The sequence below is a fragment of the Nocardia sp. NPDC004151 genome (assembly GCF_042874235.1).
Classification (GTDB): Bacteria; Actinomycetota; Actinomycetes; order Mycobacteriales; family Mycobacteriaceae; genus Nocardia.
Window position 1 is genome coordinate 118185 of sequence record NZ_JBIAMR010000020.1, and the last position, 14498, is coordinate 132682.

Genomic DNA, 14498 nt, shown 5'->3' on the forward strand with positions numbered 1-14498 from the left:
GACCAGACATATACCGATCGGTTTGGTGTGTGTTTGCTCCCGCACACCGACCGAGTTCAGCTACTTTTCACCGCCGCGGGCCACTGCGCGCGAACCAACCGGGCGGTGTCGGCGGCATCGAGCTCGATATCGAAGACCTCCGCGAGCACCTTGGGCAGCTCTGCGACCTCGAGCTCGCGCACCTCCTCCGAACCATCGGGATGGTGCGTGGTCCAGGTGGTGCCGTCGAGCTGGTGGTGCACATCGGGCAGGAAGCGCTGCACGAAGGGCCGCATGGTGAACGGTGAACGCGCCGCGGTGGACACGTAGTGGTTCCCGACCGCGAAATCGACGCGGTACTGGGGGGTGATGGCGAAGGTGTGCCGATCCACCCAGCCGTCCTTCCCGAACTGGTACAGCGTCCACAGCTCGCCGCCGACGGCGTCGGTGCTCCGCTCCAGCCGGAAACGCCATGCGCCCGCACCGAATTCACCGCGGCCGGGGGCCAGTTCGATCGGTTCCAGGGGACCCCAGCCGAAACCGACGTCACACAGCCACAGCCGGCCGTCGTCGGCGGCCTCGACCCGCAGCAGCGCGTGGGTGGCCGGGCGCAGGCCGGCCGCGCCCAGGGTGACCCGGCCGGACATGGCGGTGAATTCGAAGCCGAGCCGTTCCAGCGCGGCCGCGAACAGACCGACGTTCTCGTAGCAGTAGCCGCCGCGCCGCCGCCGGATCAGCTTGTCCTGCAGCGCTTCCGAGTCCAGGGGGATGCCGCGGCCGAGAATGATCTCGAGGTTCTCGAACGGGATCGTGGTGGTGTGGGCGCGCACCAGGGCGCGCAGGGTCTCCAGGGTGGGCGTGCGCGCACCGGTGAACCCGATCCGGTCCAGGTAGGCGTCGAGGTCGAGCTCCGCGCCCAGCCAGGTGTAGGTGGGGTCCGCCGGTGTGTTCATCACTGCCTTCCTTCGCGCCCGATTCGCGTGGATCATCCGTCTTCCGAGGTGATCAACGGTAGTGGGCGCGGCTGTGTTCCGACGCGATCGGACCGCCGGGTCAGGCGTGGACGCGCGCGAGGGTGCGCAGACCCTCGCGGTAACTCGGATAGCGCGGCGCCCAGCGCAGTTCCGCCCGGGCCTTGGCATTGGACGGGCGGAGGGAGAAGTCCAGCATCTGGGCCGCCGTCAGCGGGGAGGTGATGCGCATCAGGCGCGGGGGCACCCGCAGTGGCGGCCGCGCGCCGACGGCCTCGGCGGCGGCGGCGAACATGGCCTCCCAGGTGGCGGGCTCGTCGTCCACGATGTTGTACGCCTGGCCGGGAACGCCGCGTTCGAGGGCGGCCACGGTCGCGGCGGCGGCGTCCTCGACGTGCACGAAGCCGGTGTGCCCGGTGGTCGTGCTGGGCAGCGGGAACAATCGCCGCCGCAGGGCGCGGGTGAAGGACGCGGACGCGCCGGGCCCGTAGAAGACGCCGTAGCGCAGCGCGATTCCGTCGATGCCGGGCGCCCGCCAGGCGTGGCATTCGGCCTCGTGCAGCGCGCCGATGAGCCCGTCGTTGACGTCGCCGGGGATGCGGCCGAAGGGGTCCTGCTCGGTCACCGGCCGCGGGCCGTGGTCGCGCATGCCGTAGCCGAAGATCACCGATTGCGTCAGGTACCGGCGCGCGCCCGCGCGCTGGGCCAGTTCCACCAGGTGTTTGCCGCCGGTCTCGCGTAAGGCGTTGGTGCGCAGCAGGCCCGGCGAGTGGTAGTGGGTGGGCGGCGAGTTCCGGTAGGCGGTGAGCTCGTGGATGACCGCGTCGGCGGTGAGCCGCTCGGTGGCGCGCAACAGCTCCGAGCGGTCCATCACATTGGCGACCAGCGGGGTGGCTCCCAGCGTCCGTGCGACCTCCGCGCCGCGGCCGTCGCGGGTGAGCGCGTACACCTGGTGTCCGCGGGCGCGCAGCGCCGTCACCAATGGCCGCCCGATCGCCCCTGTCGCTCCCGCCACCACGACTTTCATTGCGCTTCATCCCGTCTCGCCCTGCCGATGCCGGGCCCGAGCCTAGTGTTCGGCGCGCGATCGTGTGGCACGGCGGTCGGCCCGCGCGGGGCGCGGCGGCGGGTACGGCGACCGGTCGCGCGCGGGACTGGCTGTCAGGCGGCGCATTTGGCGTTCGCCGGGGCCGGCGGAGCGGTGTTGACTCCCGCGCCGACGTCGATCGTGTAGTCGTGATCGCCGCCGAGAGGTTCGGTGCCCTGCAGCAGTCGCATGACGGCGCAACCGGATTCGAAGAACACCGGATTGATGCCGTGTTCGCCGGGCACGACGCGGCCGTCGAGATCGCGGCCGCTGACGACGGTGTACATGGACACCCGCTTGCCCGCGAGCATCAGCGCGGCGCGCATCTCCACCGAACTGGTGTAGGGCACCACCGTATCCGCGGTGCCGTGCACCAGGACCGCCCGCTGGACGTCGATGCGGCCGGGCATGAGTACCGGGGAGCGATCGATGTAGGCCTGCGGGCAGGTCAGCGGAATACAGCCGCCCGCATCGCGTTCGATCTCCGGCCGCAGTCGCTTGCCGGCCAGGCCGGCTTCCAGCCAGGCGGTGAGATCCCCGGCGTGGCCGAAGGTGTCGACCCAGTAGTCGTAGGTGCCGGGCGGGGCGTAGGCGGCGGCCAGCCCGCTGGTGATGCCGCCCTGACTCCAGCCCCACAGCACGGTGGGGCCGAGGCCGGGGTGTTCGCCGCGATACCACTGGGTGGCGGCGACGGTGTCGCGCCAGCCCGCCCACACGTTCCACTCGCCCGTGCGCCACGTGCTGTTGCCGGAGCGCTGGTCCATGGTGACCAGGGCGGCGCCGGTGTTCTCGACGATCGAGGCCATGTAGTCGGGGAAGTCGCTCGCGCTGCCGTCGTGGCCGTGCACCGCCACGATGAGCGCCCGGGCCCCGCCCTCGGGTTCGTAGACGCGGCCGGTGGCGGTCTCGCCGTCGACGGTGAGGCTGATCGGCCGCATGGACACGCCGCCGTCGGCCGCGCCCGCGATTCCCGGTAGCCCGACCATCACCGCCGCCACCACGCCCACGACCGCACCGATTACCCGCAACCCTCGCCGATGAGCACGCACGTCCGGCATCGTCGCACGTCCGGTCGGCCCGGTCGGGAACCCACGCCGGGCCGGTCGGCGCGCCGGCACGGATGTCGCGGGGTGTGCCCGAATCAGGCTGCCGGCGGCTAGGATTCGACCATGCGTTCGATGGATGCCGCGGAGCGGCGGGCTCGACTCGGGGTGCGGCACCGGCTGGCGTCGGCGGAGCGCGGCGACACGGTCGAGTCGATCGTGCGGTCCCTGGTCGTCTTGCACGCGACCGACCCGGCCACCGTGTACCTGTCCGTCGCGGCGCGCTCGGCGGACCTGGAGACCGGCCACGTGGAGAAGGCGCTCTACGACGACCGGACCCTGCTGCGCATGCTGGCCATGCGGCGCACCATGTTCGTCGCGCCCATCGAGCTGGTGCCGGTGCTGCAGGCCGCGGTCGCCGACGCGCTGGCGCACAAGCAGCGCAAGACCTACGGGCGCTATGTCGAACAGTCCGGCGCGGTGCCCGGCAATGTCGTGAAGTGGTGGAACGCGGTCGAGTCGAAGACGCACGACGCCTTGCTGAGCCGCGGCGCGGCGACCGGGGCGCAGTTGAGCAAGGAGGTGCCCGAGCTGCGGACCCAGGTGGACACCGCGCCGGGCAAGCCGTATTCCAAACCCACCAATATCACCACCTGGGTGCTGGTCACACTCGGCTGTGAGGGCCGGATCGTGCGCGGGCGGCCCAATGGAAGCTGGTCCAGCAGCCAGTACACCTGGGCGCCCATCGAATCCTGGCTGCCCGACGGGATCACGGCCATGCCGGTCGAGGAGGCTCGCGCCGAGCTGGTCCGGAAGTGGTTGCGCGCCTTCGGTCCCGCGCCGGTGAGCGATCTCAAATGGTGGACCGGCTGGACGCTGGGCGAGGTGCGCAAGGCACTGGCGCCGGTGGACACCGTCGAGGTAGACCTGGGCGGTGAGACCGGCCTGGTACTGGCCGACGATCTGGAGCCCACGCCCGCCCCGGAACCGTGGGCGGCCCTGCTGCCCGCGCTGGATCCCACGCCGATGGGCTGGCAATCGCGCGACTGGTACCTGGGACCGCATCAGCCCGCCCTGTTCGACCGCAACGGCAATATCGGCCCGTCGGTGTGGTGGGACGGCCGCATCGTCGGCGGCTGGGCACAGCGACCGGACGGCGACATCGCCTGGCGGCTGCTCGAGGATGTCGGCGCCGACGCCGAGCGCGCCATCGCCACCGAGGCGGACCGGCTGCGCGGCTGGTACGGCGAGGTCCGCCCGATCCCCCGCTTCCGCACTCCGCTCGAACGCGAACTGTCCGCCTGACCGTCCGGCCCCCGCGCGCGGCGCGCCCGATGATCACGGGCGCGCCGAACGCGGTTGCTGTGCGCGAGTATTCGGAGAATTTCTGCGGGCGCCGCCGCGGTGGACTGTTACTGTCGACGGTGTTGTTCGCACGATCCGGGCCCGGCTGAACCTTCGGTTCACTCCGCGAACGCGGGAGGTCCACGGGTTCGGCCATTTCTTCGGAGTGTGTGTCATGGCGTTCTCGAATCGGCTGGTCTCCCCGGCTGCCCCGCGCACCGATCCGGCCGCCGCCGCGCCCGCCGGATCCCCGGACGCACGGCTCGCACCGCATCTCACCGGGCTGCCGGGAGGGCGCGACGAGGAGTGGGGCGATGCCTTCCGCGATGCGGCGCTGGGCATGTGCGCGGTGTTGTCCGCGACCGACGGCCGCATCGATCCGGCGGCCCGGATGCGCGTCGCGCAGATGACCGGGGAGCACGAGGTTCTCGGCCGCCGGCACGCCGAGGACCTGCGAAACCGTTTCGAGGACAACTGCGCCCGGCTCATCATGGATCCGGCGTTCGGCCACGCCTACGTGATGGCCCAGATCGCCAAGGCCACCGAGTATCCCGACCAGGCCGCCGCCGTGCTGCGCATCGGATTGACGGTGGGGCGAACCGACGGCGAACTCGGAGCACACGCCGCCACGGTGATTCGCGAGGCATGTCAGGTGCTGCGGATGGACCCCCGCGAATTCGGTCTGTAAAGCCCCCCTGGCTTTTGCTGGACATTGCCCGGAGCCGTCCCGCATTCTTGGGGCGTTTGCTGCCCAGCGAGGGGATCCACTCTGCATGGCGATCCAAGGGTTTCTCAATATCCTGCTCGACACCGTCCACCCGAATCGGGGCTGGCGGTACTGCGCGTGGTGCGAAGGCACCGGGGCCGTAGGCTGTTCCGAAGCGGGCTCGGCCATCCTGTGCACCGGTTGCGGGGGCATCGGCTGGCTCGTCGACCCGCCCGTTCACCGGCGCTGAATCGGCTCCGAACAGCGATGCGGCCCCGGGCGAGTGGCACCCCGGGGCCGCGTCGGCGCAGTGGTGTCCGCGCTACATGTCCAGTCCGAGATCGAGCACCCGGACCGAGTGGGTGAGCGCGCCCACGGCCAGGTAGTCGACGCCGGTGCGCGCGTAGTCGGCGGCCATGTCCAGCGAAAGCCCGCCCGAGGACTCGAGTTTGGTGCGCGGCGACCGGGTGTTGCGGCGCTGCACCGCCGCCTGGGTGGCCCACAGCGGGAAGTTGTCCAGCAGTACCAGTTCCACATCCTCGGCGAGCACGGCGTCGAGCTGTTCGAGGCTGTCCACCTCGACCTCGCACTCGATGTCCGGGTCCAGCTCCCGCACGGCGCGCAGCGCGGCGACCACCGAGCCCGCGGCCACCACGTGATTGTCCTTGATCAGCGCGGCATCGCCGAGACCCATGCGGTGGTTCACGCCGCCGCCGACCCGCACCGCGTACTTCTGCAGTGCGCGCAGGCCCGGCAATGTCTTGCGGCTGTCGCGGATCCGGCATTCGGTGCCCTCGACGGCGTCCACCCACTGGGCGGTCGCGGTGGCGATGCCGGACAGGTGACACACCAGATTCAGCAGCGTGCGTTCGGCGGTGAGCAGCCCGCGCGTCGGCGCGACCAGGCTCAGCACGGTGTCGCCGGGCTGTACCCGGGTGCCGTCCGGCACGCGCCCGGTCACCTCGTAGTTGCCCGCCCCCAGCACCTCGTCGAGCACCAGCAGCCCGACGTCCAGCCCCGCGACGGTCCCCGGCTGCCGGGAAGCCATGCCCGCCTTGGCCACCGCGTCGGCGGGCACCGTCGCCAGGGTGGTGATGTCGGGCCCGTACCGCAGGTCCTCATCGAGGGCGGTGCGGATGAGCGCGATCATTTCGTCGCGGTCCAGTCCGGCGTCGAGAGCCATTACTGCACTCCTAGATCGATGAGTTGTCCTCCGCGCCGGGTCCTATCGCCCAGAGCGGCAGTGTTGTTCGCGGCGGCGGCGGCCGTCCGGCCCGGTGCTCCGGCGTGGTTCACGACGCGGCCGGGACGGCGACCTCGTCCCATGAGGGGGTCGGCGCGCCATCGGGGACCAGCTTGGGCCGCCCGTCGGAGCCGAGCCGCACGGTGGTGCTGCGCCGCAACTCCTCCCGCGGTTCCGGATAGTCGGAGCGGGTGTGGCAGCCGCGGCTCTCGGTGCGCGCCGCCGCCGCGACGAGCAGCGCCCGGGCGGTCAGCGTGAGCGCCGAATCCTCGAGTTGGCGGATGATGGTGGCCGCCGCATCGTTGCCGTCCGGCGTGGTCGCGGGGCGGTTCAGCGCCCAGTCGACGGTGATCTCGGGGGCGTCGTTGTCTGCGACCAGGCCGACCAAGCGCAGGATGGCGGCGCGCAGGCCGTCGCCGTCGCGGACCACGGCGGCGTGCTCGGTCATCAGCTCCTGCAAGAGCTTCCGGTCCGCGTGCGGGAAACGCAGCGGGCCGACCTCGGTGATCGGTGCCGCCATACCTTTGCGTTCCACGGCCGCCGCGCCCGCGCGTTCGCCGATGACCAGGCCCTCCAGCAAGCTGTTGGAGGCCAGGCGATTCGCGCCGTGCAGACCCGTGCGGGCCACTTCGCCCGCGGCGTAGAGACCCGGGACGGTGGTGCGGCCGGAGGTGTCGGTGAGAATGCCGCCGCACTGGTAGTGGGCGGCGGGGGCGACCGGGATCAGGTCGGTGGTGGGGTCGATGCCCGCGGCCAGGCAGGAGGCCGTGATGTTCGGGAAGCGTTGCGCGAAGCCGTCGATCGCGCGGGCGTCGAGGTAGACGTGGTCGGCGCCGAGCTCCTGCATGCGGGCGGCGATGGCACGCGAGACCACGTCGCGCGGGGCCAGGTCGCCGCGCGGGTGCACGCCGGCCGTCACCGAATCGCCCCGGGAGTCGACCAGAGTCGCGCCCTCGCCGCGCACCGCCTCGCTGATCAGCGGGCGGCGGCCGAGACCGCCGGGGGTGAACAGCACGGTCGGATGGAACTGCAGGAACTCCAGATCCGAGACCAGCGCTCCGGCCCGCAGCGCCAGCGCGATGCCGTCGGCGGTCGCGCCCGCGGGGTTGGTGCTGCACGCGTAGAGCTGGCCGAGGCCGCCGGTGGCGAGCAGGACCGCGGGTGTGTGCACGATGCCGAAGCCCTTGTCCGACAGCGCGATCACGCCGCGCACGCCCGCGGGTCCGGTGACGATGTCGAGGACGGCGGCCCCGAAGATCACCGGCAGTCCGGCGGCGTTCAGGGCCCGCTGCACCTCCGCGCCGGTGGCGTCGCCGCCCGCGTGGATGATGCGGCGGGTGCTGTGCCCGCCCTCGCGGGTGCGCGACACCTCGCCGTCGCGGCCCAGGTCGAAGACCGCGCCCAGGTCGGTCAGCGCGTCGACCGCCTGCTGACCGCCCTCGACGATGGACCGCACCGCCTCGACGTCACACAGTCCGGCCCCGGCGACCACGGTGTCGTGCACATGGGATTCCACCGAATCCCCGTGCGGCGCGACCACCGCGATCCCGCCCTGCGCGTACTGGGTCGAGGTGTCGGTGGGTCCGCCCTTGCTCAGGGTCAGTACCCGCAGCCCGTGCCGGGAGGCGGTGCGCGCGGCGGTCAGCCCGGCCACGCCACCACCCACCACCACGAGGTCGGCCTCGGCTTCCCAGGTGACCGAAATCGATGTGTTCACCATTGCTCATCCCTCCCCCGACGGGGCGGGCGTGGCTACTCGCCGCCGCCCGGGTTGCCGATCTCGATCATGCGCTGCACCGAATTGCGGGCCAGGGCGGCGGTTTCGGGATCGACGTGGACCTCGTCGCGGTTCTCCACCAGGCAGCGGAGCAGGGCGGCGGGGGTGATCATCTTCATGTACTTGCAGGACGCGCGGTCGTTGACGGCCTGGAAGTCGATGCCGGGGGCGGCCTTGCGCAGCTGGTGCAGCATGCCGACCTCGGTGGCGACCAGCACCTGGCTGGACTTGGCGGCCTTGGCGGCGTCGATCATGCCGCCGGTGGACAGGATGTGCACGCGGTCGGCCGGGAACTCACCCGCGCCCGCCAGATAGAGAGCCGAAGTGGCGCAACCGCATTCGGGGTGCACGAACAGCTCGGCGTCGGGGTGGGTGCGCGCCTGCTCGTTGAGCTCGTCGCCGTTGATGCCCGCGTGCACGTGGCACTCGCCCATCCAGATGTGCATGTTCTCGCGGCCGGTCACGCGCTTGACGTGCGCGCCCAGGAACTGGTCCGGCAGGAACAGCACCTCGCGGTCGGGGTCGATGGAGGCGACCACGTCGACGGCGTTGGAGGAGGTGCAGCAGATGTCGGTCAGGGCCTTCACCGCGGCGGTGGTGTTCACGTAGGAGACCACCAGTGCGTCCGGGTACTCGGCCTTCCAGGCGCGCAGTTCGTCGGCGGTGATGGAGTCGGCCAGCGAGCAGCCAGCCCGCTCGTCCGGGATGAGGACCGTCTTCTCCGGGCTGAGGATCTTGGCGGTCTCGGCCATGAAGTGCACACCGCAGAAGACGATGGTGTCCTCGGGCGCCTCCGCGGCGATGCGGGACAGGGCCAGGGAGTCGCCCACGTGGTCGGCGATGTCCTGGATCTCCGGCAGCTGGTAGTTGTGCGCCAGGATGGTGGCATTGCGCTCGCGCGCCAGCCGCTTGATCTCCGCCGCCCAGTCGGGGGTGGCGTCCACACCGGTGTACCCCGACGGCCCGTCGGCGATGCGCTCGGTCAGCGTGCCCACTGCTGCAGCCATGGCATGGCTCCTTCTCTCATGCGCCCGGCAACTTCGCCGATTCGCATCCACACGGTTTTCGACTTAGAATCGAAAACGTGGCCCATCGTAGCACCATCCACGAAACGCTCACCGCCGTGTTCCAGGTTCGTCGCTTCCCGGAAACCATCAGTGCAGGTGAGAGCGCTAGGGGCCGGCGCAGCGCGGTCACGGATCGGTGCCCGCCCGGCCAGCGCACCGAACTCGCGGTGCTGCTGTGGGAGCGCGCCCTCGACCCCGCCAAGGACACCTGGTCACTTCCCGGCGGCCGTCTGCGCGACGGCGAGGACCTCGACGCCTCGGCCGCGCGCCAGCTCGCCGAGAAGGTCGACGTGCGCGAGCTGACCCATCTGGAACAGGTGTGGGTGTTCAGCGATCCCGACCGGGTGCCCGGCGACCGGCGCATCGCCTCGGCATACCTGGGGCTGGTGCCGCTGACCGCCGAACCGGTACTGCCGCCCGACACCCGCTGGCATCCGGTCTCGAACCTGCCGACCATGTCCTTCGACCACGGCACGGTCGTGCGGCACGCGCGAAACCGGCTGGCCGCCAAGCTCTCCTACACCAATATCGCCTTCGCGCTGGCGCCCGCCACCTTCACCATGTCCACGCTGCGCGAAATCTATTGCGCGGCATTGGGATACGATGTGGACACCACTAATCTGCAGCGCGTTCTGACCCGCCGCAAGGTGATCACGCCCACCGGCGAGACCGCCTCCCCCGGCCGGACCGGCGGCCGTCCGGCGGCGGTCTACCGCTTCACCGACTCCGAGATCCGGGTGACCGACGAGTTCGCGGCCCTCCGCCCGCCGGCCTGAGGCCCCCATTTCTGGTGGCGGCGGCGGGGGTAACCCGAAAAGCGCTGCGCGCGATAGTGGAATGAACAACCAAGATCACTATCGAAGGAGTGCCATGTCCGCATCCGTGCGCATCGGAACCGCCCTCGCCGGGGCCGCCCTGACCGCGGCCGCCGTGTCGATCTCGGGATCCGCGGTCGCGTCCGCCGAGGCCGTGGTGGCCGATCCGAACGCCTACCTCGTGGGCGACACGGTGTACTTCAGCTACGGCAACCTCGCCAGTTGCGCCATCAAGCCCAACGGGGACGTCGGCTGCGACGCCACCGGTTACGATCTGCGCTGGTACGGCCTGCCGGTCACCAACCTCTCCATCGACGCCGCCTTCCTGCCCGCCCACCCCGCGATCGGCCCCATCGGCGTGCACGGCCGTTCCGGCAGCCCCGCCCTCTCCGGCGGCGGCCCCACCCCCGGCTCGAATTCCCCCTACGGCCCCGACGCCACCCTCTCCTACGGTGGCGCGACCTGCAGCGGCAGCGGCTTCCGCGCCGCGATCTCCTGCACCTCGAAGGGACACCACTTCACCTTCGGCTTCGTCACCGACTACAACTGAGCCGCCGCCCCTTACGCTGCATCCCATGCGCGCCGCCGATGTCCTGGCCCTGCACCGCGCCTGCTCTCGATCCGGGCTCACCGTCTGGATCGACGGCGGCTGGTGCGTGGACGCCCTCCTGGGCGAGCAGACCCGCCCGCACCATGATCTCGACATCGCGGTCCACCGCCGCGATGCCGAGCGAGTCCACGAAATCCTCACGGATCTGGGCTATCTCGCATCCCCCGGACCCGACGACACCCCGTGGAACCATGTCATGACGAAAGGCCCGGACACCTCGGTCGACGTACACGTCTTCGAACACGACGCCGACGGCGCGGTGATCTACGGCATCGCCTATCCCGCCGAATCCCTCACCGGCACCGGCACTATCGACGGCGAGCGGGTCGACTGCATCGCCCCACGGTGGATGTTCACGTTCAAGACCGCCTATCCCCCGGCCGCCAAGGACCTCCACGACGTCCGGGCCCTGGCCGCGAAGTTCGATTTCCCGGTGCCGGACGCGTACCGGTAACCGGCTTCAGCTATCCGTCGGCATACGCTGGGCGCATGCCACGGAGTACTGCGAGCACCGTCGACGACTATCTCGGTGAGCTACCGGAGGACCGACGACCTGTCGTGACCCAGCTGCGCGAGCTGTGCCGGGACACCCTCACCGGATTCCGGGAGGCCATGGCTTACGGCATGCCCGTCTACGAGCGCGACGGCACCGCGGAGATCGCCTTCGCCAGCCAGAAGCACTACATCTCCTTCTATCTGATGCGCAGCGATCTGCGCGAGACGTTCGCCGAGCATCTCGACACCAAGGACATGGGCAAAGGCTGCCTGCGTTTCCGCAAACCCGAGGCCGTCGACTTCGACCTGCTGCGAACCATCCTGGAGGCGACGGCCGCCAGCCGCGGCACCATCTGCTGAGCGGGCTACCAGCGCACCATGGGCAACGGGCGCAGCGGATGGGCGATGGCGTACGCGACCGCCCGGCGGGCCAGGTAGGCGTGGAAGCCCTCGTAAGGGAGCTGGGCCACAACGGATTCGATGTCGGCGCGGGTCAGCGGACGACGGACCAGACCCCGGCTGGCGTCGATGCGGTCGGCGACGCGGAAGGTCTCGACCAGACGGTCGTCGACAGCGCGGAGCCGGTGATGGTCGAGCACCAGCCGGCGCGCCGCGGCGATATCGGTGACGCCGAATTCGGCGGCGTGCGCCTCGGCCAGGTCGGCCGACGGCGCGAGATAGTCCCAGGTCCCCGCGGTCCAGACGCCGAGATCGTGCACGGCCCACGCCAGGGCGGCGACATCGGGGACCGGCTCCCCCAGCAGCAGCCGCTGATAGTTCAGGCTGCGCAGCACGTGATTGCGGTAGGCGGGGAACGACGCGCCGAGCTGGTCGCGGTGCCGGTCGAGCACGGCATCGACGATCGGATGATCGGTCTGTATCCGCATGGCTCCCCCTGGTGTGTCATCCGGGCTGCAGCGGACACTACACCCGGCATCACACCGCGGGCGGATGAGCGATCCCCCGAAAACCTGGGTCCCTGAAAATCCTTGTGAAACAAGGGTTATTCAAAAATACTTCTCGCCCATGAACATCACGAAGATCGGTCACCGCGCCGCACTGGGGGCCGCGCTCGCGGCCGCGGCGGTGCAGCTTTCCGCCGGGTCGGCCACGGCGGCCGCGGACACCATCCCGATCTGGTTCGGCGCCGGCGCCGACCCGCTCGCCTGCCAGGCGACCACACTGAAATGCGAAATCGACGTCGAGGTGAACGACGTGACGACGCCCGTCTCGATCGTCATCAACGGCAAGACCATGGTGACCGCCCTACCCGCGCCGAGCGGGGGCACCCCGGGGCTCGGCTTTCTGGTCTACCAGTGGATTCCCGATACGGCGGGCTCGAACACGGTCACCGTCACGCAGGGCAGCCGAACCCACACCGTCACCATCCCCATCATCGACAACAACTCGCCCGAGGCGTTCATCCGGCGCAACCAGGACGCCGTGCGGCGCTTCGCCTGTCAGTCGGGCAGCAGCACGCTCTCGGCATGCTCGAGCGGCGGCGTCAAATGATCAGCTAATCGTCACGGGAACGATCGCGATGCTTGGTGGTGCGCCGGTACCGGCGGCCGCTCGGAATCGGCTGGGAAGCATTGGATCTGCGGAGCTCGTGGCGCTGCCGCCAGGCGGTGAGATCCGGGCGCTCGGCCCGCTCGGCGGCAGCGGCCGGTGCGGGCTTGCCCGGCGGCGCGGTCTTCATGGGTTCCCCCCAAGTGGTGCTGATCCGTGGACTCGAACACGGTAGGGGGTACAACGCGCGAGATCCAGCGAATATTGCCGGAATCGGAGTCAGCGGGTGGCGGATTCGGGGGATTCGAGGGGATGGCGTCAGGACCGGGCGACTCCCCCGAATTCATCGTCGGGGAAGTCGCCCGGGTTCATCGATGGTGGACCGGCTACGCCGGCATGGTCGCCGCCCGGTCCGGGTCGGTGACCGGGTCCAGCTTTCGGACTCGGATCGTCAGCGCGACCACGATGGCCGCGATCACGAAGAAGCCTGCGCCCCAATAGAATCCGACGTCGTAGCTGTGGATCGCCGCGCGGGCCGGCAGGTCCGGGGTGAAGGGGTGGCTCTGGGCGTAGCGGGTCGAGACCTGTACCGCGATCGTGGTGAGCAGGGCGGTTCCGATCGAGGCGCCGATTTGCTGGACCGCGTTCAACAGGCCGCTGGCCACGCCGGCGTCGCTGTCGTCGATCGCGTAGAGCGCGGTGGCCTGCATGGCCACGAAGATCTGGGCCATGCCGAGCGCGATGATGATCTCGGCGGGAAGCACCGCCGCCCAGTAGGGTTGGCCGGCGCGCAGCTGGGCCAGGTAGATCAGGCCGCCCGCGCCGAGTTGGGCGCCGGCGAGCATCAGGACCCGGGGTCCGACCTTGGGTAGCAGCTTGCTGGCGACTCCGGCGGAGAAAACGATGCCGAACGGGAAGGGCAGGAACGCGATTCCCGCCTTCAGCGGCGAATAGCCCAGCGTCTGTTGGAAGTAGTAGCTCAGGAACAGGAAGACCGCGTACATGGCGACCGGAACCAGGAGCGCGACCAGAAATGACCCGCCCCGGTTGGCTTCACCCGGAATACGGAGGGGCAGTAGTGGATTGGTGACTCTGGCCTCGATGGCGACGAAGGCCAGGAGCAGGAGCACACCGACCACCAGCAGTGCGACGGTGCCGGCCGCGCCCCAACCGGCTTGCGCCGCACGGTTGAACCCGTACACGACGCTCGCCAGTCCCGCGGTCACGACGACCACGCCGGGCAGGTCGTAACCGCCCGCCCGCCGCACGGGCACGTCCCGGACGACGACCAGCGCGGCCGCCGCCGCGGTGGCCAGTGCGATGGGAATGTTCACCAGCAGGCACCAGCGCCAGGACGCGTACTGCGTCAACGCTCCACCACCGATGAGCCCGACCGCGAATCCCGCTCCGGATACGCCGCCGAACACCGCGAAAGCCTTGGCCCGCTCCTGTGCCGCGGTGAATGTCACCGACACCAGCGACAGCGCCGAGGGCGCCAGCAAGGCCGCGAACAGACCCTGCAGCGCCCGTCCGGCGAACAGCATGCCGGGACTCATCGCCGCACCGGCCAGCACCGAGGCCGCCGCGAATCCGACCAGGCCGATCAGGAAGATTCGCCGGCGTCCGACATAGTCCGCCAGGCGACCGCCCAGCAGCAGCAGGCCACCGAACATCAGCGTGTAGGCAGTGAACACCCACTGCTTGTCGGCGTCCCGGATGCCGAGGTCGGCCTGCGCGTAGGGCAGCGAGATCGTCACGATCGTCGCGTCCAGGACGACGAGCAATTGCGCGATGGACAACACCAGCAACGCCCACCAGCGACGATCGGACGCCGCACGTACTTCGGACATCA

At 70.3% G+C, this 14498-nt stretch carries 16 protein-coding genes; 7 read left to right on the forward strand and 9 right to left on the reverse strand.

Annotation, left to right across the window (positions count from 1 at the left end; translation table 11 throughout):
- Window positions 1-56: 56 nt before the first annotated feature.
- From ACFYTS_RS32830 to ACFYTS_RS32840, 3 genes are all read right to left on the reverse strand, one after another.
- Window positions 57-932, reverse strand: a complete 876-nt coding sequence (locus tag ACFYTS_RS32830; RefSeq protein ID WP_387309256.1) for an arylamine N-acetyltransferase — start codon at window positions 930-932, stop codon at window positions 57-59.
- 100 nt (window positions 933-1032) lie between these two features.
- Window positions 1033-1977, reverse strand: a complete 945-nt coding sequence (locus tag ACFYTS_RS32835) for an NAD-dependent epimerase/dehydratase family protein (RefSeq protein WP_387309257.1) — start codon at window positions 1975-1977, stop codon at window positions 1033-1035.
- A 134-nt stretch (window positions 1978-2111) separates the two neighbouring features.
- Window positions 2112-3086, reverse strand: a complete 975-nt coding sequence (locus ACFYTS_RS32840; RefSeq protein ID WP_387309258.1) for an alpha/beta hydrolase family protein — start codon at window positions 3084-3086, stop codon at window positions 2112-2114.
- A gap of 120 nt (window positions 3087-3206) precedes the next feature.
- Here ACFYTS_RS32840 and ACFYTS_RS32845 point away from each other — a divergent pair, with 120 nt between their 5' ends.
- Window positions 3207-4385, forward strand: coding sequence for a winged helix DNA-binding domain-containing protein (locus ACFYTS_RS32845; RefSeq protein ID WP_387309259.1), 1179 nt, complete (start codon window positions 3207-3209; stop codon window positions 4383-4385).
- Window positions 4386-4599: 214 nt separating this feature from the next.
- On the forward strand, window positions 4600-5112 hold the full coding sequence (locus ACFYTS_RS32850; RefSeq protein ID WP_387309260.1) for a tellurite resistance TerB family protein: 513 nt from the start codon (window positions 4600-4602) through the stop codon (window positions 5110-5112).
- A 340-nt stretch (window positions 5113-5452) separates the two neighbouring features.
- On the opposite strand, the gene nadC is transcribed toward ACFYTS_RS32850, so the two are convergent.
- From nadC to nadA, 3 genes are all read right to left on the reverse strand, one after another.
- A complete protein-coding gene (gene nadC, locus ACFYTS_RS32855; protein ID WP_387309261.1) occupies window positions 5453-6313 on the reverse strand; it encodes a carboxylating nicotinate-nucleotide diphosphorylase in 861 nt (286 codons plus the stop codon).
- A gap of 109 nt (window positions 6314-6422) precedes the next feature.
- Window positions 6423-8093, reverse strand: coding sequence for an L-aspartate oxidase (locus tag ACFYTS_RS32860; protein ID WP_387309262.1), 1671 nt, complete (start codon window positions 8091-8093; stop codon window positions 6423-6425).
- A gap of 32 nt (window positions 8094-8125) precedes the next feature.
- Entirely contained in the window at window positions 8126-9157 is a 1032-nt protein-coding gene (gene nadA / locus ACFYTS_RS32865; protein ID WP_357285739.1) for a quinolinate synthase NadA, read from the reverse strand.
- 77 nt (window positions 9158-9234) lie between these two features.
- Between nadA and ACFYTS_RS32870 the strand changes: the two genes are divergently transcribed.
- The 4 genes from ACFYTS_RS32870 to ACFYTS_RS32885 all read left to right on the forward strand — a co-directional run bounded on the left by ACFYTS_RS32870 (window position 9235) and on the right by ACFYTS_RS32885 (window position 11497).
- Window positions 9235-9993: an NUDIX domain-containing protein gene (locus ACFYTS_RS32870; protein ID WP_387309263.1), complete on the forward strand. Its 759-nt coding sequence runs from the start codon at window positions 9235-9237 to the stop codon at window positions 9991-9993.
- A 94-nt stretch (window positions 9994-10087) separates the two neighbouring features.
- Window positions 10088-10582: a hypothetical protein gene (locus ACFYTS_RS32875; protein ID WP_357285733.1), complete on the forward strand. Its 495-nt coding sequence runs from the start codon at window positions 10088-10090 to the stop codon at window positions 10580-10582.
- 25 nt (window positions 10583-10607) lie between these two features.
- Window positions 10608-11096, forward strand: coding sequence for a nucleotidyltransferase domain-containing protein (locus tag ACFYTS_RS32880; RefSeq protein WP_357285730.1), 489 nt, complete (start codon window positions 10608-10610; stop codon window positions 11094-11096).
- 35 nt (window positions 11097-11131) lie between these two features.
- Complete coding sequence (locus ACFYTS_RS32885; protein ID WP_387309264.1) at window positions 11132-11497, forward strand: iron chaperone; 366 nt, start codon at window positions 11132-11134, stop codon at window positions 11495-11497.
- 5 nt (window positions 11498-11502) lie between these two features.
- On the opposite strand, the gene ACFYTS_RS32890 is transcribed toward ACFYTS_RS32885, so the two are convergent.
- Window positions 11503-12024, reverse strand: a complete 522-nt coding sequence (locus ACFYTS_RS32890) for a hypothetical protein (RefSeq protein ID WP_387309265.1) — start codon at window positions 12022-12024, stop codon at window positions 11503-11505.
- A gap of 139 nt (window positions 12025-12163) precedes the next feature.
- On the opposite strand from ACFYTS_RS32890, the gene ACFYTS_RS32895 reads away from it, so the two are divergent.
- Window positions 12164-12649, forward strand: coding sequence for a hypothetical protein (locus ACFYTS_RS32895; protein ID WP_357285721.1), 486 nt, complete (start codon window positions 12164-12166; stop codon window positions 12647-12649).
- Window positions 12650-12653: 4 nt separating this feature from the next.
- Here the strand turns inward: ACFYTS_RS32895 and ACFYTS_RS32900 are convergent, their stop codons facing one another.
- Both ACFYTS_RS32900 and ACFYTS_RS32905 read right to left on the reverse strand, forming a co-directional pair.
- Window positions 12654-12836: a hypothetical protein gene (locus ACFYTS_RS32900; RefSeq protein WP_379106319.1), complete on the reverse strand. Its 183-nt coding sequence runs from the start codon at window positions 12834-12836 to the stop codon at window positions 12654-12656.
- A gap of 196 nt (window positions 12837-13032) precedes the next feature.
- Entirely contained in the window at window positions 13033-14496 is a 1464-nt protein-coding gene (locus ACFYTS_RS32905; protein ID WP_387309266.1) for an MFS transporter, read from the reverse strand.
- Window positions 14497-14498: the final 2 nt, after the last annotated feature.